Genomic DNA, 20,402 nt, shown 5'->3' on the forward strand with positions numbered 1-20,402 from the left:
CGGCGTTCCTGTCGCCTGCGTCCGTTCTCCGTTGCCCGAAAGGCGTGTCTCCATGTCCGAACGTTCCTACCGTGTCATCAAGCGCCGGGTCTCACGCCAGATCCGGGTGGGCTCCGTGCTGGTGGGCGGCGACGCCCCGATCAGCGTGCAGACCATGACCAACACGCTGACCACGGACATCAAGGGTACGGTGGCCCAGATCCGCCGCGCCGAAGAGGCCGGCGCCGACATGGTGCGGGTGTCGTGCCCCGACGCCGACAGTACCGCCGCCCTGCGCGAGATCGTTAAGCAGGTGTCGGTGCCGATCATCGCCGACATTCATTTCCATTACATGCGCGGCATCGAGGCCGCCGAGGCCGGCGCCGCCTGCTTGCGCATCAATCCCGGCAACATCGGCTCGGTCGAGCGGGTGCGCGAGGTGGTGAAGGCGGCGCGCGACCATGGGTGCTCCATGCGCATTGGCGTCAACGCCGCTTCACTCGATCAGAAGTTGCTGGAGAAATACGGCGAACCCTGCCCCGACGCCATGGTCGAAAGCGCCCTGGAGCATGCCCGCTTGCTAGAAGACGAGGACTTCCGCGAGTTCAAGATCAGCGTGAAGGCCTCCGACACCTTCCTGGCGGTGGCGTCCTATCGGGCCTTGGCGGCGGCCTGCGATTATCCCTTGCACCTGGGCATCACCGAAGCCGGCGGCCTGCGCGGCGGCACGGTCAAGTCGGCGATCGGCATCGGCGCCTTGTTGTGGGAGGGCATTGGCGACACCGTGCGCGTGTCGTTGTCGGCGCTGCCGGAGGAAGAGGTCAAGGTCGGCTTCGAGATCTTGAAGACCTTGGACCTGCGCCATCGCGGGGTGCGCATCGTCTCGTGCCCGTCGTGTGCCCGCCAGGGCTTCGACGTGGTCAAGACGGTGGAACTGCTGGAGGAGCGGCTTTCGCACATTCAAGAGCCCGTGACCTTGTCGATCATGGGCTGCGTGGTCAACGGCCCCGGCGAAGCGCGTGAGACCCAGATCGGGTTGACTGGCGGCGGGACCCTGGCCAACGTCAACGCCAAAAATCAGGTCTATCTCTGCGGCGAGCGGGCCCACACCATTGGCAATGAAGAGATGATTGATCACCTCGTGGCGCTCGTGGAAAAAAAGGCGGCAGAGATGGCCGCCGAGAAGGCGGCGCGGGCTGCTCAATAAGAAGGAAAGGCTGGGGAGGCAGGCCTCCCCAGACCCCTCGGTCCTTGATGACCCCTTGACAACGGGGGAGGGGGGCCGACTTCACGCACTGTAAGATCCCCCATTAGTCGGAAGGTTATTTGATCCGTGATCCTGGGACGCGCCAATCCTGTTTATGTCGCGCTTGACACCACCGATGTCGGCGAAGCAACCGCTCTGGCCGCTCGTTTGCATGACGATGTGGGCGGTCTGAAAGTGGGGCTAGAGTTTTTCGCCCGCAACGGTCACAAAGGCGTGCGCGAGGTCAATAAGGCCGGCGACCTTCCCTTGTTTCTCGATCTCAAGTTTCACGACATCCCGAACACGGTCGCTGGTGCCGTGCGCTCGGTCATGCCGCTGGCCCCGGCCTTGTTGAATGTTCATGCCCTGGGCGGTCGCGCCATGATGCGAGCGGCCCAGGCCAGTGCGCAAGACGAGGCGGCGCGCCTGGGCATCACGCCGCCCCGGCTGCTGGCGGTCACCGTGCTGACCAGCATGAACGACGCCGACATCACCGAGGCCGGGATCACCGGGCCGGTCTCCGATCAGGTGCGGCGCTTGGCGGCCCTCACCGCCGAGGCGGGCTTGGACGGCGTGGTGTGCTCGGCGCAGGAGGCAGCGGTCCTGCGGGCCGATCTGGGCCCCGACTTTTTGCTGGTCACGCCGGGCGTGCGTCCCCACTGGGCGGCCGCCGATGACCAAAAGCGGGTGACCACCCCGCGCGAGGCCCTGGCCGCCGGGGCCTCGGTCTTGGTGATTGGCCGGCCCATCACCGCCTCGCCCGATCCGCGCGCGGCGGCCCGGCGCATTCAAGACGATCTGGCCGAAGGAGCCGTTGTATGACCACGCCTGCCATCAAGATCTGTGGCCTGACCGAGGAAGACGGGGTGGATGCCGCCGTTGAAGCCGGGGTGGACATGATCGGCTTCGTCTTTTTTCCCCCCTCGCCGCGCGCTGTCACCCCGGAGCGCGCCGCCGAGCTTCTCGACGCCATTCCCTATCCCGACGAGGGCGGCCCTTTGCGGGTCGGGCTGTTTGTCGATCCCGACGACGAGACCGTCAATGCGGTGATGAACGCGGTGCGCCTCGACTTGATCCAGCTCCATGGCCAGGAAACCCCGGAGCGGGTCGAAGCCCTGCGCCTGGAGTTTGGCATTGAGGTCATGAAGGCCCTGCCAGTGGGCAGCGCCGAAGACCTAGCCGCCGCCCAGGCCTATGCCGGGGTGGCCGACCGCCTGTTGCTTGATGCCAAGCCGCCCGCCGGGGCCGATCGGCCGGGCGGCAACGCCCAGGCCTTTGACTGGAGCTTGCTGGAGGGCTGGGAGGCGCCGCTGCCTTGGGTGCTGGCCGGAGGCCTGACGCCGGAAACGGTAGCGGAGGCGATTAAGCAGACCAAGGCGCCGGCGGTGGATGTGTCGAGTGGGGTGGAAAGCGCGCCGGGGATCAAGGATCCCGAGCATATCCGGCGGTTTGTCGCCGCCGTGCGGGGGACATAGGGAATGAGCGCCTTTAAGGAACACCCGTTGCGCGATGTGCTGGCCAACGAGCTGCACACCCGCGCCGCCGATGAAATCACAGCACCGGCCCAGATTTCCCAGTTTGCGGTCCTGACCGGCGAGGACAATAACCGCGCCATTGAGCATTTGGCCGAACTCTGCGCTCGCATGGGAGCCTCGGCCCCCACAACGGGCGCCAATCATTTCACCACCGACCTAGGGGGGTTGGTGGTGCGGTTCGAGCGGCATACCGAGTTTTGCTCCTATGCCTTCGTCCGACGCGGCCGCACCGGTGACATGCCTTTTGAGCGTCCGCCGCTCACGGCGGTTCCTGACGACTGGCTGGCAACCCTGCCCGGAGAGGTCCTCGCCGGGGTGCACATCGTCTTGGAAGCGCAGGATGAACCCGAGCATTCCCCGGAAGAACTGAGCCTGCGTCATTTTTCCGGCAATGTCTTGATCGCTGCCGCCGTCGGCGGAGGCGCGGCCAAGGCCTATTCCGACCTGCGCTTGGATGCCGACCGCTTTATTCGCTTTTTGGTGCGAGATGTGAATCTGCTGCCGTCCCATGCCGGCCGCACGGTGCAGCGCCTTATTGAAATGAACACCTATCGCGCCTTGGCCTTGCTGGCCCTGCCCCAAGCGCGTGAGGCCAGCCCGGTGTTGCGCGAAATCGACCTGGCCCTGGCCGACATTGCCCAACGCATGGCCGATCCCACCAACTTGGAAAAGGATGCGGATCTACTGCGGGAGTTATCGAGCCTGACCGCCCGGGTCGAGGCCATTGCCACCACCAACTCCTACCGCTTTGCCGCCTCGCGGGCTTATTATCAACTGGTGGTGCGACGGCTGGAAGATCTGCGCCAAGGACGCCTGGGCGAGCGACTGACCTTCTCCGCGTTCATGGATCGCCGCCTGACCCCGGCCATGACCACCTGCAAGTCGGTCGCCGACCGCACAGAGGCCCTGTCCACCCGAGGCTCGCGGGTGGTTAGTTTGCTGCGCACCCGGGTCGAGGTCGATCTTCAGGCCCAGAATCAGCGACTGCTGGAAAGCATGGATCATCGCGCCCGCTTGCAGTTGCGCTTGCAGCAGGCCGTCGAAGGGCTCTCGGTGGTGGCCATTGGCTATTACATGGTGGGGCTGGTCGGCTATCTGGCCAAGGGACTGAAAGGGGCCGGGGTTCTTGAGGTCAGCGATACCGTGGTCACCGGCTTGGCCGTGCCGGTGGTGCTCCTGGTGGTGTATCTTGGGCTCAAGCGCGCCAAGAAGGCCATGGGCTTGGAGGAAGGCGAGTAGGCGCTTTAGAAAAAAGGAAGGCTGGGGAGGCGGGGCCTCTCCAGACCCCTCGTTCCTCGCTTTTTTCTTGTCGCGTTGTCCTGTTCCCCCTTACACCAAGGTCGTGACCGGACCTTCTCGCGCGAGGGTTCGGCGTGCGTGATCGCGATTCTGGATGGACCCACCATGAGCACCACGTCGGAAATCCGTCGGACTTTCCTGGAATTTTTCGTTCGCAATGGTCACCAGGAGGTTGCCAGCAGCCCTCTTGTGCCGCTGAACGATCCGACCTTGATGTTCACCAACGCTGGCATGGTGCAGTTCAAGAACGTCTTCACCGGCAGCGAAACACGCCCCTATTCCCGGGCCACCACCTCGCAAAAATGCGTGCGGGCCGGCGGCAAGCACAACGACCTGGATAACGTGGGCTATACCGCGCGGCATCACACCTTTTTTGAGATGCTCGGCAACTTTTCGTTTGGGGATTACTTCAAGGAACAGGCCATCGAGTATGCCTGGACCCTGATCACCCGCGACTATGGCCTGCCCAAGGACCGCCTGCTGGTTACCGTGCACTCCAGCGACGAGGAAGCGGCGGCGCTGTGGCGCAAGATCAGCGGCTTTTCCGATTCCCGCATCTTGCGCATCCCGACCAGCGACAATTTCTGGTCCATGGGCGACACCGGCCCCTGCGGCCCCTGCTCGGAAATCTTTTTCGACCACGGCGATCACATTCCGGGCGGCCCGCCGGGCAGCCCCGAGGCCGATGGCGACCGCTTTATCGAGATCTGGAATCTCGTGTTCATGCAGTTCGAGCAGCGCGGCCCCGGCGATCGCATTGATCTGCCCCGCCCCTCGGTGGACACCGGCATGGGCCTGGAGCGCATTGCCGCCGTGCTCCAGGGCAAGCACGACAACTATGACATCGACCTGATGCGCGGGTTGATCGAAGCCGTGGCCCACGCCGCCGGCACCGATCCCGACGGCCCGGCCAAGGTCTCGCACCGCGTGATCGCCGACCACCTGCGCGCCTCGTGCTTCCTGATTGCCGATGGCGTGTTGCCGGCTAACGAGGGCCGAGGCTACGTGCTGCGCCGGATCATGCGCCGCGCCATGCGTCACGCCCACCTGATGGGCTGCACCGAGCCCTTGATGTGGCGGCTCGTCCCGGCCCTGGTGCGGGCCATGGGCGATCAGTTCGCCGAACTGGACCGCGCCCAGGCCCTGATGACCGAAACCTTGCGCCTGGAGGAAACCCGCTTCAAGCGCATGCTCGATCGCGGCCTCAAGCTGCTGGCCGACGAAACCGGCGCCCTGGCCGAGGGCGATTGCCTGTCGGGCGACGTGGCGTTTCGCCTGTACGATACCTATGGCTTCCCGCTTGATCTCACCCAAGATGCCTTGCGCGCCCGGGGCATTGGCGTGGATGTCGAGGGCTTCTCGACCGCCATGGAGCGCCAGAAGGCCGAGGCCCGCAAGTCGTGGACCGGCTCGGGCGAGCAGGCCACCGAAGCGGTGTGGTTTGACGTGCGCGAGCGGATCGGCGCCACCGAGTTCCTGGGCTACACCGGCACCAGCGCCGAGGGCATGATTGCCGCGCTCATCGTCGATGGCGCCGTGGTCGAGACGGCCCAGCCCGGGGTCGAGGTCGCCCTGGTCGCCAACCAGACCCCCTTCTATGGCGAGTCCGGCGGTCAGGTTGGCGATACCGGCCTGATCCGCGTGCCGGGCGGCGGCGCCGTTGTGGTTCGCGACACCTTGAAGAAGGTGGGCGCGCTGCATGTTCACTTGGGCCAAGTGATCGAGGGACCGGTGGCCGTGGGCCAGACGGCGCGCTTTGAAGTGGATGTCGAGCGGCGCAATGCCGTGCGCGGCCACCACTCGGCCACCCACCTGTTGCACGAGGCCTTGCGCCGCCGCCTGGGCGAGCATGTGACCCAGAAGGGCTCGATGGTCTCGGACGAGCGGCTGCGCTTTGACATCAGCCACCCCACGCCGTTGTCCGACGACGACGTGGCCGTGGTAGAAGCCGAGGTCAACCGCGAGATCCGCGCCAACGCCCCTGTCATCACCCGCCTGATGGATCCCGAGGCCGCCATGGCGGCCGGTGCCATGGCCCTGTTCGGCGAAAAGTATGGCGAGGAAGTGCGCGTGGTCTCGATGGGCACCACGCCCGACGGTGCCCCGCGGGCCTTCTCGGTTGAGCTGTGCGGCGGCACCCATGTGTCGCGCACCGGCGATATCGGCTTGTTCAAGATCGTCACCGAAAGCGCCGTGGCCTCGGGCGTGCGCCGCATTGAAGCGGTGACCGGCGCCGCCGCCTTGGCTTGGGTGGCCGAACGCGAGCGGTTGCTGGCCGAGGTGTCGGGGCTGTTGCGCGTGGGACCGACCGATGTCCCGGCCCGCGTCCAGGCCCTGCTGGACGACCGGCGCAAGCTGGAACGCGAGTTGGCCGATACCCGGCGCAAGCTGGCGACCGGGGGCGGCGCCTCCGAGGGGCCCAAGGTGGTCAACGGCGTGCCCTTCATTGGCCGGGTGCTTGAGGGCGTGCCGGGCAAGGACCTGAAGGGCATGGTCGATGAGTTGAAGACCCAGGCCGGTTCGGCGGTGGTGGCCCTGCTTTCGGTGGCCGACGGCAAGGTGTCGCTCGTGGTCGGCGTGACCAAGGACTTGGAAGGCCGGGCTGATGCCGTGGCACTGGTCAAGGCGGGCGCCGCCGTGGTCGGTGGCAAGGGCGGCGGCGGCCGGCCGGACATGGCTCAGGCGGGCGGTCCCGAGGCTGATAAGGCTCAGGACGCTTTGGCGGCGATTGAGGCGGCGCTGGGATAAAAGAAAGGAAGGCTGGGGAGGCTGGCCTCCCCAGACCCCTCACGGCGCGGCGGCGTCGGGTGTGCGGGGGGGCGGCGGATTGATCATTGGCGGATCATACGGCGGGTGTGGGGGCTGGGGCAATCGGGGGAAGAAAAAGGGAAGGCTGGGGAGGCGGGCCTCCCCAGACCCCTCCATTCCTTGGGGCAGGCGGACGACGATCCCCTCTTGCTCTGGCAAGACGGGCGGGGCAGGATCGCGGCCATGTTCAGTCTCTTCGCCACCTCTGGGGGGCTTCTGTCCCACGCCGGGATCGATCCCCTGTTCTTGCTGGTCCTGGCCCTGGGGCTTGATGCCTATCTGGGTGAGATGGGCCCCTTGTTTCGTCTGATCCCCCATCCGGTGGTGGTCATGGGCGAAGCCATTGCCGTGTTCGATCGCCGGCTCAACCGGCCCGATCGCTCGGAAGCGGCGCGGCGGGGGCGAGGCATCTTTACCGTCGTGGTTTTGGTGGGGGCGTGCGTTGCGCTAGGGATCGCCCTTCAGGCCGTCTCGGTGTTTGTGCCCCTGGGCTGGATGCTGGAGTTGGGGCTGGTGGCGGTCCTGCTTGCCCAAAAAAGCCTCCATGATCATGTGGCCGCCGTGGCCCACGCCCTGGAAACCCAGGGGCTGGCCGAGGGGCGGCGCGCCGTTTCCCTGCTGGTTGGGCGTGATCCGGCCAGTCTTGACGACGCCGGAGTGGCCCGAGCCGCCATCGAGAGCTTGGCCGAAAACTTTTGTGATGGCGTGGTTGCGCCGGTCTTCTGGTATGTGCTGTTCGGCCTGCCCGGGCTGTTGGCCTTCAAGATGATCAGCACCCTGGACAGCATGATCGGCTATCGCACCGCGACCTACCGGGCCTTTGGCTGGGCCGGGGCCCGGCTGGACGACGTGGCCAACTTCCTGCCGGCCCGTCTGTCGGGGCCGTTGCTGGCCTTGGGGGCCCTGGGGGGGCGCGGCGTTTCGGCGCGGGCCGGGCTGCGCGTCATGGGACGCGACCACGGACGCCACCGCTCGCCCAATGCCGGCTGGCCCGAGGCCACCATGGCCGGTGTGCTGGGCCTTCGCCTCTCGGGACCGCGCCAGTATCCCGGTCAGCCGCCGCGTGAAGAGCCTTGGATTGGCGAGGGCCGCACCACCGCCAGCGCCCGCGATATCCGTCGCGCGCTCGTCGTCTACCGCCGCGCCTGCTTGGTGCAAGCGGGATTTGTGCTGGTGCTGGCGCTGTTCTAGCTTCGGACCCCTTTTCCTTTTTCATGAGGAAGGAGGGGTCTGGGGAGGCAAGCCTCCCCAGCCTTTCTTTTAAAATGCAACGCATCCATCTCTTCGTTGGTTTCGTACCTTGTTCACCAGGGCTCGAGACCGCGTCGGAGAGGGTTTCTTTATGCACTTTTCTTGGAGAAGGATCGCCTTCTAAAAGAGAATTGAGACAAAAGGGACGTGTTACCCCTCCAAAAACGCGGTATAATAGAAAAGCATCTCGCTCGAATAGACAAAAAAGGAGGGAGGACGCCGATGAAAGGGTCGATACCGTTGGGGCTTCGGCTGGTGTTGCCGGTTTTGGTGATGGGGGTCGGGCTGATGGTTCTCGCCGGGGCCGCCCTTGTGGTGCAGCACGAAACGATGATGCGCGAACGCCGGGCCTTGGTGCAGGAGCACGTTGCGGCGGCCATCAGCCAGTTGGAGTTTTTCCAACAACGAGTGGGGCGCGGCGAGATAAGCGCTGAGACTGCCCAGCGAGAAGCCACCGCGTTGGTACGGTCCGTTGCGTTTGGCGAGAACAACTATGTTTTTGTCCTGGATACCAAGGGCACGGTCTTGATCAATCGGGGGGCCCTTAAGACGGAAGGTAAAACCCTCTGGGATATCAAGGATGCCAAGGGATTTTATTGGGTCCAGGCCATGGTGGAGCGGAGCCGCCATCCCGAGGGGGGGTACATTGACTATCTTTGGCCGCACGCCGGCCAGGACAAACCGGTGCCCAAGCTGGCGTATGTCAAGGATTTTCCGGCCTGGGGGTGGGTGGTCGGCACGGGTGTGTACATGGACGATGTGAATGATCTTTTCATGGATCAGGCGACGTCTTTGCTCGCTTTGTTTGGGGTCTTGCTGGCCGTGGCTGGCGGCTTGTCGTGGGCCGGGCTGCGCGCCGTGTCCTTGCCGCTCAGAGGCATGCGCGAGGCCATGATGCGCTTGTCGCAAGGCGATCTAGCGGTTGCGGTGAGCGGGACCACCCGAGGCGATGCCTTGGGGGACATGGCCCGCGCTCTGGAGGTTTTTCGCGATACCGCCCAGACCTCCCGGCGCTTGGAGGACGAAGCCCGGGGCGCCGAGCAGCGGCGTCTTGAAGACCAGCGGCGCGAGCGCGTCGCCCTGGCGGACTCCTTCGAGGCCCAGGTTGGCGAGATCCTGGCCGGGCTCGCGGTGGCCGCCGAGGAACTCGATCGCACCGCCCAGGCGATGAGCGATACCGCCCGGGTGTCCTTGGATCGGACCGCCGAGGTCAGTCACGCCCTGCGCGACACCACGTCCAACGTCCAATCCGTCGCCAGTGCCGCCGAGGAGATGTCGGCCTCGGTGCGCGAGATCTCGGGGCAGGTCAACCGCTCAACCGCCGTGGTCGGCGAGGCGGTGGATCTGGCGCGCACCACCAACGACAGCATGCGCGCCCTCTCGGAGGCGGCGGAGCGCATCGGCCAAGTCGTGACGCTGATCACCGATGTTGCGAGCCAGACCAACCTGCTGGCCCTCAACGCCACCATCGAGGCCGCGCGGGCCGGCGAGGCGGGCAAGGGATTTGCCGTGGTAGCAGGCGAGGTCAAGACCCTGGCCAATCAAACCAGCAAGGCCACGGAGGAAATCGCCCGCCAGATCAGTGACGTTCAGGCCCGGACCAGCCAAAGTGCCGGGGCGATTGCGCGCATTGTTCAATCCATTGGGCACGTCAACGAGATTTCCGCGTCGATTGCCGCGGCTATTGAGGAGCAGGACGCGGCGACCCAAGAGATTTCCCGCTCTATTCAGCAGGCGTCGCTGGGAACGGCCCAGGTGTCCCAGAGCGCGGAAGGCGTGCACGCCGCCGCCGATGTGACCGGCAGCTCGGCGAAGGACGTGCGGGCCGCCGCCGGCCTTCTGGCCCACAAGGCGAGCGATCTGCGCGAGCGGGTGGCGCTGTTCTTAGACCGATTGCGCGACGAGTAATCGGGAGCGCAAGAAGGGCTGGGGAGGGGGGCTCCCCAGGTTTCGCGGGCTTGTTATTATTTCGGGAGCGATTTCTCTTTAAAGCGGCTATATGCCACTAAAAAGCGGTGTATTGCCGCAGTATCCTTGCGGTTGATTCAGGTATTGACGACGGCTTCCTCGCCGAAAGTTTCGACTAATGCCTTTTTAACAGGCAGGTAGTTTTTCGGTGATCACGAAGAGAGCGTGGTGTTTGTATCGGGAGAAAGGATCTTGTATGATGAGGGGTAATAGATTGATCTTGTTTTAAAGGGCGAGGAAACACCGATGAAAGCCACGCTCCCTCTCGGGGTCCGCATCAGTTTGCCCGTTGTGGTCATGACCTTGGGGCTGCTGGCTATTGCCGGAACAGCGCTGGTGATGCAGCGCTCGACCATGATGGAGGAGCGGCGGACGCTCTTGCAGGAGCATGTCGCCTCGGCGATCAGCTTGTTGGAGGGGGTGCAGGCGCGTGTTTCCCGGGGCGAGGTTTCCTTGGCCCAGGCCCAGGAAGAAGCCCGAACCCTGATCCGTTCCCTCAGTTTCGGCGACAACAACTACATTTTCGTGACCGATCGTCACAATACCGTGATCGTCAATCGGGGCGCCCTTAAGCTGGAAGGCAAGGATGTTTCCGGTCTCAAGGACGTAAACGGCGTTTATTTTATTCGCCAATTAAACGAGGCGACTCTCAAGGGAGAGGATCCCTTTTTATCCTATCACTGGCCCCACGCCGGCCAGGAAAAGCCAGCCCCCAAGCTGGCCTTTGCCGCGCGCTTCCAGCCCTGGGACTGGCTGGTGGGCACCGGCGTCTATATGGACGATGTGGATGCCTTGTTTTTGCGTCAGGTCCTGACCCTGGGCCTCGCCGCTGGCCTGATTTTGGCCCTGGCGTCGGGCGTCGCCGTCTCCGTCATGCGCGGCGTCACCAAGCCCCTCGCCGCGATCAAAGCCGCCATGGTGCGCTTGTCCGAGGGGGATCTGAATGTTTCCGTGACCGGCAGCGAGCGGGGCGATGAAATCGGCGCCATGGCCCAGGCTTTGGCGGTGTTTCGCGACACCGCCCGCACCTCCCGCCGGCTGGAGGAAGACGCCCGGGCCGCCGACCATCGTCTCGTGGAGGAGCGGCGTCAGGCCCGCGTTGCCCTCGCCGAGGCGTTTGAAGCCCAGGTTGGCGAAATCCTTAACGGTCTGGCCGTTGCCGCTGAAGAACTCGACCAGACCGCCCGGGCCATGGGCGATACCGCCCGCGTGTCCCTGGAGCGCTCGGTCGAGGTCAGCCGGTCGTTGCGTGATACCAACGGCAATGTCCAGTCGGTGGCGAGCGCCGCCGAGGAAATGAGCGCCTCCATCGGCGAGATCTCCTCGCAAGTCACCCGCTCCACCTCGGTGGTCGGGGAGGCGGTGGACTTGGCACGGGTTACCAACGAGTCCGTGCGGGCCCTCTCGGAGGCCGCCGAGCGCATCGGCCAAGTCGTCACCCTTATTACCGATGTCGCCAGCCAGACCAACCTGCTGGCGCTCAACGCCACTATAGAGGCGGCGCGGGCCGGCGATGCCGGCAAGGGCTTTGCCGTCGTGGCCGGCGAGGTCAAGACCCTGGCCAACCAAACCAGCCGGGCCACCGAGGAAATTGCTCGGCAGATCAACGATGTTCAAGCGCGAACCACGGCCAGTGTCACGGCGATTGAGCAGATTACCCGCTCCATTACCCAGGTGAACGAGATCTCAGCCACCATCGCCGCCGCCATTGAGGAACAAGGCGCCGCGACCCACGAAATTTCGCGGGCTATCCAGCAGGCCTCCCTCGGCGCCTCCCAGGTCAGTGAGAATGCCGATGGCGTCCATCAGGCGGCCGACATGACTGGGATGTCGGCCCGTGACGTGGGCGCCGCCGCCTCGATCTTGGCGCACAAGGTGGGAGATCTGCGCCTGCGGGTCAGCGACTTTCTAGTTCGCCTACGCGAAGGCTAACCCCAGGAACGGTGGGGTCTGGGGAGGCCCCGCCTCCCTAGCCTTCTCTTGCTATCAAGCGGTCGGCGTGTCGGCGCCGATCAACTGGCCGACAAACCCCTCCGTCTCGCCCTCCAGGCGGACGATCTCCTGCTCTTCCAAAAAGCGCTCCTCGTTGCGCGTCAACGGGTCGGCCAGCACGGCAGCGTGCGGCCCGGCAGAGCGCTTCATGATCTGGCGGGCATAGGTGCGGCTCATCTGATCGTCGAAGCGACAGCCCAGGAACAAGAACCCGCGCCCGCAACGGCGCTCCTGCACGACCGGCGGGATGGGCGTCTGGATGTCGATCTCGGTCAAGGCTTCGACATAATCGCTGTCACTGACCAGCACGTTGCCTAAGGGCCACATCGAGCCGTAGGGCTTGTACAAGACGGTGGCCCAGGTCTGCGCCTGGGCATCCGGGACCCGGGTGCCGTCGGCGCTGACGCTGGCGAAGAAGTCCTCGGCCCCCACCGCTTGGCGATTGGCGCCTTGAACCTGTCCCCAGTCGGTGCGCCCCGCCGCCGCCAAGGCGCGCGACAGCGAGGTCTCATACCACGCATCGACGAGCAGCGGCACGGCCGGCAGTCCGGCCAGCCATTGGGCCAGGGGGCTGAGGGGAAGCTCCGGGGCAAAAATCTGGGCCAACGCCCGATCAAGAGTGACGCGATGGCGGCGCGTTTCAATAAACTGGGCCGAGGACCACAGGTTAGCGCGAATGCGGCCCGGGACCGGGACCTTGGCGTTGAGCGCGGCCGCCAGGGCGACCGGTGTGGTGGGGATCAGGGGCGCCAGCACCCCCGGCCCCAGATAGGGGATCGCCCGCCCGGCCCGAATTGCCTGGGCCCAAAAGGCAGCGTGCGCTCCAAGATCCGCAGCCGGGGGAAGGGTCATGCTCAGTCCTCCCCGCCCGAGGTTTTGCGGGCATCCACGGTGATGGGCAGGGGGGTCTCGGGGTCATTGTCGGGCATCTGGAAGGTCCAGCCGTTGGCAAGACGGATCCATCCGCCCCACAAGGTGGGGTGTTCCATGGCGACGACTTTTTCCTCCAGGTCCTTTTTCGGCACATAGGCCTCGAAGGCGTCGCCTTTTTTGCGGATGGTAATCTTCATGCCTTGTCCTCCACGAGTTCCAGTTCTTTCAGGCGCATCCCGACGAGGCGCCCACTGTCAATAAAGTCCACGCCATAAATATAATAACGGTTCAAGAAAGTTCCAATGGATCGGATATAGCCGACCTCTCCTTTTTTAATAAGGATTTCGCCAACTTCGGCGCCGGGGAAGGTTCCGTCGTTTTTAATATATTTCTTCGAGCGCACCTTCATGCCGTAATCGAATTCGGGGTCGTCGTCGAGTTCATACTCGTCGGTCCAGGTGGCGGCGGGGGGGCATCGGTCATCATGGGGGATCAGTCCGAACGAAGGGGGAGAGGATCGCGGCGCCGGGCGGAGGCTTCAGGCCATGGGGTCGGCGGGCGCGGGCGGTTTCGCGGATCAGGTCGTCGGGGTCGTCCTCCAGCAGATCAAGGTGGGGAAGATCAATGCGCTCGGCCACGGTGTGGCGCACGCGCACGTCGGGATCGCGGGCCAGCGGCGCCAGTTGCTCGGGATCCAGGCGCTGGGCCACGTCGAGACGCACCTCGGGGCACTCGTCCCAAATCATGGTCCGCAACCAGTCATTGCCGATGCGTCGGGCCACCACGCGGCGGACCTCGGGGTCGGCGTCGTGGACCATGAGCACCAGCATACCAGGCGTGATGCGTCGGGCCACGGTGGCACGCACCGCCGGGTCGGTATCGTTCATCAAGGGCACAAGGTCGCCATCTTGCAAGCGACCGGCGACGCCAATGCGCACCCGAGGATCGGGATCATCGCGCAGCTTGAGAACTTGGGCGCGTGGCAGGCGTTGGGTGATGGCCCAGCGCACGTCGGGGTCGGGATCGGTGAGCAAGGGGGGCAGGCGGAACACCGTGGCCCGGCGCACCGCCTGCACCCGGACAAGAAACCAAGGGTGCGAGAGGTAGTCATCGGAAAGGTCCGGGTTGCGGGCAAAGAAGGCCTGCACCAGCACGGCCCGCCGATCCTGGACGCAAGCGGCCCGGGGATCACACCGCTTCGTGCTTAGGCGGTCCCGGTGGGGACAGGCCTCGCAGTCCACGCACTCCCCGCGCCAGTCCCGGCGTTGGTCGGGGTCATCGTCGGCCATCGACTGCATTTCCCCCTCCCTGGTGGGCCCCCTCCGATGGACCCTGCTGTTGACCTCTTGTTTGGTCTTGTCGTCAATTGCACCGGGACCGGCCGGTCTCCCCCAAGCGCCAACCGGTCCCGGGCCCCCGCGTTCCGGCTCAGACCGGGACGCAGGCGTCGGCCGGGCAGACCGCCACGCATTTCTGAGGCGACTCCCCGTCGCACTCGGAGCACAGCGCTGCCTTGATCACATAAGCGTCACCCTTCATGCTGATGGCGCCGTTGGGGCACTCGAACTCGCACGCGCCGCAGCTCGTGCAGGAATTGGTATTGATCTTCAAAGCCATCAGTCTGCTCCTTTTTGAGACGGGCTCGTGCTGGGGCCCGCTGGAAAAGCGACGCCCTCACGCCGTCGCCTGTCGCACCCCGCCCGCGGGGGCGGCGAGCCCGCCGTGCCAGCCGGCATACCAGCGGCCGATGGCGGGTTCGATATAGTCCAGGGCCTCGGCCTCGCTGATCACGAGGCCGGCCTCTTCCAGACGGCGGCGGGGACCATCGCCAATCTTGGCGGTCAGAACCGCCTGGACACCGTCGAGGGCGGCCAGGATCTCGGGCATGGCGCCCTCGCGGCTGAAGCCGCCCAGGCAATAGCGGTCGGGCAGGCGCCGCAGGCCAACAAAGCGCACCCCGGCGGCATCGACCTCGTAGATCTGGAACTCGGTGACCTTACCAAAGTGGGCATTGATGCGCCCGCCGCCCCGGGTGGTTACGGCGACCAGACAGGCCGGGACATCGGGCTCGGCCTGGGCGAGGTCGGCCGCAGCTTGTTCGACGGCGGCGCGGCGATCGGCGCGCTCCTGCTCGACGAAGGCGCGGTAGTCCTCGCGGCGCGTGGTCTCGACGTGGAGTGTCTCAGGAACCTTGTCCATGGTAAATTCTTGCCCCCGGTCCTCGCCCAGCAGGCCGACGGCATCGGCGCGGCACTGCCGGCAGTGCTTCATGAGTCCTGCGCCGCCGCCCAGGCGGTCTTGCAGGGCCTTGACCTCGGCCGGGGTCGGGCCGCGCTGGCCGGACAGGCCAAAGGCCGTGCCGTGGGCCGGGTCGCTGATTAGGGGCATGATGTTGTGGAGAAAACCGCCCTTCTCGCGCACCACGCGGTTGACCTCGGGGAGGTGCTCGTCGTTGATCCCCGGCACCATCACCGAGTTGATCTTGACCAGGATACCGCGTGACACCAATCCTTCAAGGCCTTCAAGCTGCCGCTCCAGCAAAAGGGCGGCGGCGTCGCGGCCGGTGTAGCGCTTGCCCCGGAACGCCACCCAGGCATAGAGCCCGGCGCCGATGTCGGGATCGACCGCGTTCAAGGTGATGGTGACGTGGTCGATGTTGAGGCGCGACAAGGCGTCCAGATGGTCGGGCAGGGCGAGGCCGTTGGTCGAAAGACAGAACTTGAGGTCGGGCAGCACCGCGTTGACCCGCTCGAAGGTCTCGAAGGTCTTGCGCCAGTCGGCCAGGGAGTCGCCGGGGCCAGCGATGCCCAGGACCGAGAGCTGGGGCACGGCGTTAGCCACCGCGACCACCTTGCGCACCGCCTCTTCGGGGCTCAGGCGCTCGGAGACCACGCCGGGGCGGCTTTCGTTGGCACAGTCGAACTTGCGGTTACAGTAGTTACACTGGATGTTGCAGGCCGGAGCGACGGCAACGTGCATGCGGGCGAAGAAGTGGTGTGCCTCTTCCGAATAGCAGGGGTGGTCCTTGATCTTGTTCCAGACATCGGCCGGCACGTCGGCGGGTCCGGCCGAGGCCCCGCAGGAGCCGCTTGCACACCCGCCGGTCTTGTCGGTGGTCGGCTGGGTGGAGGACAGACCCGCAATGCAGTCCAAGGCTATGACCTGTCGCGATCCCATTGTGTCCTCCCTGCCAGACGCCCCGCACCGGCGGGGCTGTCGTGCTGGAGAGTATGCAAGGGGGGTGCCAAGTGCGGGAAGACGTCGGGGCTGCCGCCCCGAACCCCGCCTGGAGGCTAACGCCTCCAGACCTCCCCTTTTTTTATGGATTCATTTCCACGATGATCTAAGCAAATTTATTAATTGCCCCGAATAAAATAGCAAAAAATTCCCCACCATTTCTCCAAATGTTTTTTGATAGCGGTCATTTTTTCTCTAAGGGAATAGGGTCAAGGGACTTGGTTCCTTGCGGGGCGCGGGGGCAGAGCCCCGCATTTTTTTGTTTTTTTATCCCACCACCTCCCGCCCCGCCCCCCACCGCCCTGTCGGGTGTCGCACAATTGTCGGGATGGCGACAAGTGCGGGACCCCGGTTTTTTACCGGTCGCGCCCCCAGCCCGGGCGAGCCAAAACCCGGGCCTCGGCCTCGGTCGCCACCACCGGCACGGCGGGACGCGGCGGCCGACGCTGCAACCCGACGCTGCCCGCCGAGGGCCTGCCCGTGCGCGTCAAGATCCGCAACGCCGCCCCCCCCGGTGGCGGCCCGTGTCACCCCCGGGCCGTCCCCCGCCACCGCTTGGGTGAGCGTGGCGGAACCGGTCTACGGCGTCGCCCCGGGACAGGCCGCCGTGTTCTACGGCCTGGAGACCGAGGCGACCCGCCTGCTGGGCGGCGGCTGGATCCGGCCCTCCCCCTCCTCCCCTTAAGGAAACGAGGGGTCTGGGGAGGCCGCGCCTCCCCAGCCTTGTCTTTTTCCTGAAAGGCAGGGGAGGCGCGGCCTCCCCAGACCCCTCTCATATTTTTGTTGACGCAGGGCCGCTTCTTCTCTAAACACACGGCTCTCGCGGCGGCGGAGTAGCTCAGCAGGTTAGAGCAGCGGAATCATAATCCGCGTGTCGGGGGTTCGAATCCCTCCTCCGCTACCATTTTTGTTCGTGTCACGCCCTTCTGGCGGAGTAGCTCAGCAGGTTAGAGCAGCGGAATCATAATCCGCGTGTCGGGGGTTCGAATCCCTCCTCCGCTACCAAACAAACCCCGTTGGCCCGGCCAGCGGGGTTTTTGCTGTCAGCCCAGCCGGGCCAGCGCCCAGGCCGCCGCGTCGCGCACCAGGGCGTCGGGGTGGTCGGCCAAAGCGGCCACCGCCGGGCGCAACCCCGGATCAGCGCTGTTGCCCGCCGCCATCAGGACATTGCGCAAAAACCGCGCATGCCCGAGACGGCGCATCCCCGAGCCCCGGAAAAAAGCGCGAAACCCGGCGTCATCCAGGGCCAAAAGGGCGGCCAGCGGTGGGGCACACAGGTCGGGCCGGGCGGTGAGGGCCGGTTCTGTCGTGGGCGGGGCAAAGCGGTTCCAGGGACACACCACCAAGCAGGCATCGCAGCCATAAATCCGGTTGCCCAGCGCTGGTCGCAGCGCCTCGGGCAGCGGGCCCGGGGTTTCCAGGGTCAGGCAGGCCAGACACCGCCTTGCATCCATGCGTCCCGGCGCCGTCAGGGCTCCCGTGGGGCAGGCGTCCAGGCAGCGCCGACAGGTACCGCAGCGATCGGCCATCGGGGGATCCGGGTCCAGGGCAAGGGTGGTGAACACCTCGGCCAGGACCAGCCACGTGCCGTGCACCGGATGAATCAACACCGTGTTCTTGCCCACCCACCCCAGCCCCGCCGCCCGAGCCAAGGGCTTCTCCATGACCGGCGCCGTATCGACAAACACTTTCACCGCCCCGCCCAGTTTGGCCCCCATCCACTGCGCCAGCAACTTGGCCCGTCCCTTGGCCACATCGTGGTAGTCGCGGTGGCGGGCGTGGACGCTGAGAGAGGCGTGCGAGGGGGAGGGGGCATCGTGTCGGGGATCGCGGGCCGGGGCGTAAGACAAGCCCAGCGTCACCACGGACACCGCCTCGGGCCAAAGGACCCGGGGGTCGCCCCGTCGCTCCGCCGTTTCGGCCATCCAGGCCATCGGGCCGTGCCGCCCCTCGGCCAAATAGGCCAGCAAATCCTCGCGCACGCCGGGCGCCAGGGTCGCGCGGGTGAGGGCGACGGCGGAAAACCCCAGCGCCAAGGCCCGCGCGCGGATGGCCTCAGACGGGCTCAAGATCCCCCAGCGCCCGCGTGGCATGGAAGTCGTCGAGACACGCCGAAAGCCGGCCAGCCCCGATGGCCGTTCGCAGATCCGCCATCAGATCTTGATAAACCTGGATGTTATGCCACGTCAGCAGCATGGCCCCCAGGATTTCCTCGGCGTGGATCAGGTGGTGCAGATAGGCCCGGCTGAAGCGCCGGCAGGCCGGACAGCCACAGGCCTCGTCAAGCGGGCGCGGGTCGTCGCGGTGCCGGGCATTGCGCATGTTGAGATCGCCCCGGCGGGTAAAGGCCTTGCCGGTGCGTCCCGAGCGGGTCGGCATCACGCAATCGAACATATCAATGCCCCGCGCCACCGCTGCCACAATGTCCTCGGGGCGGCCCACGCCCATCAGATAGCGAGGGCGGTCGGCCGGCAGATGGGGCACCGTGCCGTCAAGCGCGGCCAGCATCGCCTCAAACGGTTCGCCCACCGCCAAGCCGCCCACCGCATACCCCTCAAAGCCGATCTCCTTCAACGCCGCCGCGCTTTCCTCGCGCAGGTCGGGGTGGATCCCGCCTTGGTTGATGCCGAACAAGGCATAGCCCGGCCGCTCGCGAAACGCCCGGCGCGAGCGCTCGGCCCAGCGCATGGAGCGGCGCATGCTCTGGGCCACGTCCGCCTTCTCGGCCGGAAACGGTGGGCATTCGTCAAAGGCCATGGTGATGGTGGCGTCCAGAAGGTCCTGGATCTCCATCGAGCGTTCGGGGGTGAGCAAATGGCGGCTGCCGTCGATGTGCGACTGGAAGGTCACGCCCTCTTCGGTGAGGGTACGCAGCTTGGCCAGACTCATCACCTGATAGCCGCCCGAGTCGGTCAGGATCGGCCCGTCCCAGCCCATGAACCGGTGCAGGCCGCCTAAGCGCGCCACGCGTTCGGCCGTGGGCCGGAGCATCAAATGATAGGTGTTGCCCAACACGATACGGGCGCCCGTCGAGGCCACCGCCTCGGGCGTCATGGCCTTGACCGTGCCGGCCGTGCCCACCGGCATGAACACCGGGGTCTCAACCGGCCCATGGGCTGTTTCCAGCCGCCCCAAACGCGCCGCCCCATCGGTGGCAGCCACGGTAAACGAAAACATGCGCAAACAACTCCGCGAAAGCTCCCCCAGCGGGGACCAGCCCTCAAGCTACACCGGAACACCCCCGTTCGCGACGGTGATGTGCCCCAGCGCGGGAGGGGTCTGGGGAGGCCGCCCCGCCTCCCCAGCCTGCCCTTTGGCGGCGTCAGCGCAGATAGTCGGTCAGGGACAAATTGGTGACCTTCGACAAAGCGGCATAGGATGCTTTGAGAATGACCTCGATCTGCGACGCATTGGCGGTCGCCTCGGCCACATCGACCGCGCGCACGCTGTCCAGGGCGCTTTCGGCATAGAGCTGAAAGTCGGTCTGGGCGTCAATCACCGAGTCCAGGCTGTCGCTCTGATCGGACAGGGTTTCTTGCAGTTTGCCCAACTGGGTCAACGCGCTGTCAAAGGTATCAAAAATATTCTGCAAGGTTTCCGTGTCCGGTGTCGAGGTCATGCTCGACAGGCTGCGCAAGGCGGTAATCGTCGTTTGAAACGCTGTGGCGTCGGCCCGCACGCCATAGGTCAAGGGGGTGGACCCGTCCACCATCAGGGCCCAGTCGGTTCCCGAGCCCTGGTAGTAGGCGCTGCCGGTCGCGCCGCCCAGGCTCATGTCAACCGGTTTGCTCTGGCCGCCGCTGCCTCCAAACACCGAGTAGCCGCCCATGGTGACGTTGAGAAGGGTCTGCACGTCCACCAGCCAGTTATCGGCATCCCTGACCAGATTGGAGACATCGGAGACAGTGCCGGAAATCGCCGCGGTAATCTCCACCTTGGCCTTGGACACGATCTCGGCAATGGAGGTGATGGAAGAGTAGGCAATCTCGACCATCGACGAGGCCTTTTTGGCCTTGGTTGCCAAGTTTTCCGAGGCCTTCAGGTCACTTTGCAAGCTGACCACCGCCCCCGCCTGTCCCGACAGCCCCGCCAAACTCTCGCTTTTCAGCTCCGAGGACTGCTGATTCAGCGCTTTGGCATAGTCAGACTGAACGTTAAGGGTTTGGGCCAGCAGAACAGAGTTCATCGAGTTCGTTGAAACACGCATGGTMCCC

The 20,402-nt window shown here is 65.5% G+C and carries 19 protein-coding genes and 2 tRNA genes; 11 read left to right on the top strand and 10 right to left on the bottom strand.

From position 1 onward, the window contains the following. Positions 1-52: 52 nt before the first annotated feature. The 8 genes from ispG (at position 53) to RSPPHO_RS01750 (ending at position 12,018) form a co-directional block, all read left to right on the top strand. Positions 53-1,186 carry a flavodoxin-dependent (E)-4-hydroxy-3-methylbut-2-enyl-diphosphate synthase gene (ispG, locus tag RSPPHO_RS01715; RefSeq protein WP_041793713.1) on the top strand — a complete coding sequence of 378 codons (1,134 nt, stop codon included), beginning with the start codon at positions 53-55 and terminating at the stop codon, positions 1,184-1,186. Positions 1,187-1,312: 126 nt separating this feature from the next. Next, complete coding sequence (pyrF, locus tag RSPPHO_RS01720; RefSeq protein ID WP_014413568.1) at positions 1,313-2,047, top strand: orotidine-5'-phosphate decarboxylase; 735 nt, start codon at positions 1,313-1,315, stop codon at positions 2,045-2,047. Continuing rightward, positions 2,044-2,700, top strand: a complete 657-nt coding sequence (locus RSPPHO_RS01725) for a phosphoribosylanthranilate isomerase (protein ID WP_014413569.1) — start codon at positions 2,044-2,046, stop codon at positions 2,698-2,700. Before pyrF ends, RSPPHO_RS01725 begins: the two co-directional genes overlap by 4 nt. 3 nt (positions 2,701-2,703) lie before the next feature. Beyond that, a complete protein-coding gene (locus RSPPHO_RS01730; RefSeq protein ID WP_014413570.1) occupies positions 2,704-3,999 on the top strand; it encodes a DUF3422 family protein in 1,296 nt (431 codons plus the stop codon). A gap of 165 nt (positions 4,000-4,164) precedes the next feature. Then, complete coding sequence (alaS, locus tag RSPPHO_RS01735) at positions 4,165-6,807, top strand: alanine--tRNA ligase (protein ID WP_041796314.1); 2,643 nt, start codon at positions 4,165-4,167, stop codon at positions 6,805-6,807. A 243-nt stretch (positions 6,808-7,050) separates the two neighbouring features. Beyond that, positions 7,051-8,058 (top strand): adenosylcobinamide-phosphate synthase CbiB, encoded by a 1,008-nt coding sequence (gene cbiB / locus RSPPHO_RS01740; RefSeq protein ID WP_041793715.1) that lies wholly within the window; start codon positions 7,051-7,053, stop codon positions 8,056-8,058. 282 nt (positions 8,059-8,340) lie between these two features. Next, positions 8,341-10,026, top strand: a complete 1,686-nt coding sequence (locus RSPPHO_RS21410; RefSeq protein WP_041793716.1) for a methyl-accepting chemotaxis protein — start codon at positions 8,341-8,343, stop codon at positions 10,024-10,026. A 306-nt stretch (positions 10,027-10,332) separates the two neighbouring features. Further along, positions 10,333-12,018 carry a methyl-accepting chemotaxis protein gene (locus tag RSPPHO_RS01750; protein ID WP_014413575.1) on the top strand — a complete coding sequence of 562 codons (1,686 nt, stop codon included), beginning with the start codon at positions 10,333-10,335 and terminating at the stop codon, positions 12,016-12,018. Positions 12,019-12,072: 54 nt separating this feature from the next. Here the strand turns inward: RSPPHO_RS01750 and RSPPHO_RS01755 are convergent, their stop codons facing one another. The 7 genes from RSPPHO_RS01755 to RSPPHO_RS18305 all read right to left on the bottom strand — a co-directional run bounded on the left by RSPPHO_RS01755 (position 12,073) and on the right by RSPPHO_RS18305 (position 16,688). Continuing rightward, positions 12,073-12,930, bottom strand: coding sequence for an SIR2 family NAD-dependent protein deacylase (locus tag RSPPHO_RS01755; protein ID WP_014413576.1), 858 nt, complete (start codon positions 12,928-12,930; stop codon positions 12,073-12,075). A 2-nt stretch (positions 12,931-12,932) separates the two neighbouring features. Further along, entirely contained in the window at positions 12,933-13,148 is a 216-nt protein-coding gene (nifT, locus tag RSPPHO_RS01760; protein WP_014413577.1) for a putative nitrogen fixation protein NifT, read from the bottom strand. Further along, positions 13,145-13,447 carry a nitrogen fixation protein NifZ gene (locus RSPPHO_RS01765; RefSeq protein WP_339325406.1) on the bottom strand — a complete coding sequence of 101 codons (303 nt, stop codon included), beginning with the start codon at positions 13,445-13,447 and terminating at the stop codon, positions 13,145-13,147. The genes nifT and RSPPHO_RS01765 overlap by 4 nt, the downstream gene beginning before the upstream one ends. Further along, positions 13,434-14,240 (bottom strand): 4Fe4S-binding leucine-rich repeat protein, encoded by an 807-nt coding sequence (locus tag RSPPHO_RS01770; protein ID WP_041796316.1) that lies wholly within the window; start codon positions 14,238-14,240, stop codon positions 13,434-13,436. Before RSPPHO_RS01770 ends, RSPPHO_RS01765 begins: the two co-directional genes overlap by 14 nt. 139 nt (positions 14,241-14,379) lie before the next feature. After that, entirely contained in the window at positions 14,380-14,568 is a 189-nt protein-coding gene (locus RSPPHO_RS01775; protein WP_014413580.1) for a 4Fe-4S binding protein, read from the bottom strand. Positions 14,569-14,625: 57 nt separating this feature from the next. Further along, a complete protein-coding gene (gene nifB, locus RSPPHO_RS01780) occupies positions 14,626-16,128 on the bottom strand; it encodes a nitrogenase cofactor biosynthesis protein NifB (protein WP_014413581.1) in 1,503 nt (500 codons plus the stop codon). A 416-nt stretch (positions 16,129-16,544) separates the two neighbouring features. Continuing rightward, positions 16,545-16,688 (bottom strand): hypothetical protein, encoded by a 144-nt coding sequence (locus RSPPHO_RS18305; RefSeq protein WP_197535624.1) that lies wholly within the window; start codon positions 16,686-16,688, stop codon positions 16,545-16,547. A 14-nt stretch (positions 16,689-16,702) separates the two neighbouring features. Between RSPPHO_RS18305 and RSPPHO_RS19605 the strand changes: the two genes are divergently transcribed. From RSPPHO_RS19605 to RSPPHO_RS01790, 3 genes are all read left to right on the top strand, one after another. Then, a complete protein-coding gene (locus RSPPHO_RS19605; protein ID WP_014413582.1) occupies positions 16,703-16,873 on the top strand; it encodes an aminomethyltransferase beta-barrel domain-containing protein in 171 nt (56 codons plus the stop codon). 142 nt (positions 16,874-17,015) lie between these two features. Further along, a tRNA-Met gene (locus tag RSPPHO_RS01785) sits at positions 17,016-17,092 on the top strand. Positions 17,093-17,116: 24 nt separating this feature from the next. After that, positions 17,117-17,193: transfer RNA gene (locus tag RSPPHO_RS01790), tRNA-Met, on the top strand. A 38-nt stretch (positions 17,194-17,231) separates the two neighbouring features. On the opposite strand, the gene queG is transcribed toward RSPPHO_RS01790, so the two are convergent. The 3 genes from queG to RSPPHO_RS01805 all read right to left on the bottom strand — a co-directional run bounded on the left by queG (position 17,232) and on the right by RSPPHO_RS01805 (position 20,395). Continuing rightward, complete coding sequence (queG, locus tag RSPPHO_RS01795) at positions 17,232-18,257, bottom strand: tRNA epoxyqueuosine(34) reductase QueG (RefSeq protein WP_041796320.1); 1,026 nt, start codon at positions 18,255-18,257, stop codon at positions 17,232-17,234. After that, on the bottom strand, positions 18,244-19,371 hold the full coding sequence (gene tgt, locus RSPPHO_RS01800) for a tRNA guanosine(34) transglycosylase Tgt (protein WP_014413584.1): 1,128 nt from the start codon (positions 19,369-19,371) through the stop codon (positions 18,244-18,246). Before tgt ends, queG begins: the two co-directional genes overlap by 14 nt. Positions 19,372-19,510: 139 nt before the next feature. Beyond that, a complete protein-coding gene (locus tag RSPPHO_RS01805; RefSeq protein WP_014413585.1) occupies positions 19,511-20,395 on the bottom strand; it encodes a flagellar hook-associated protein 3 FlgL in 885 nt (294 codons plus the stop codon). Between the last annotated feature and the right edge of the window lie 7 nt (positions 20,396-20,402).

The sequence above is a fragment of the Pararhodospirillum photometricum DSM 122 genome, assembly GCF_000284415.1.
In the GTDB taxonomy this organism is placed as follows: Bacteria; Pseudomonadota; Alphaproteobacteria; order Rhodospirillales; family Rhodospirillaceae; genus Pararhodospirillum; species Pararhodospirillum photometricum.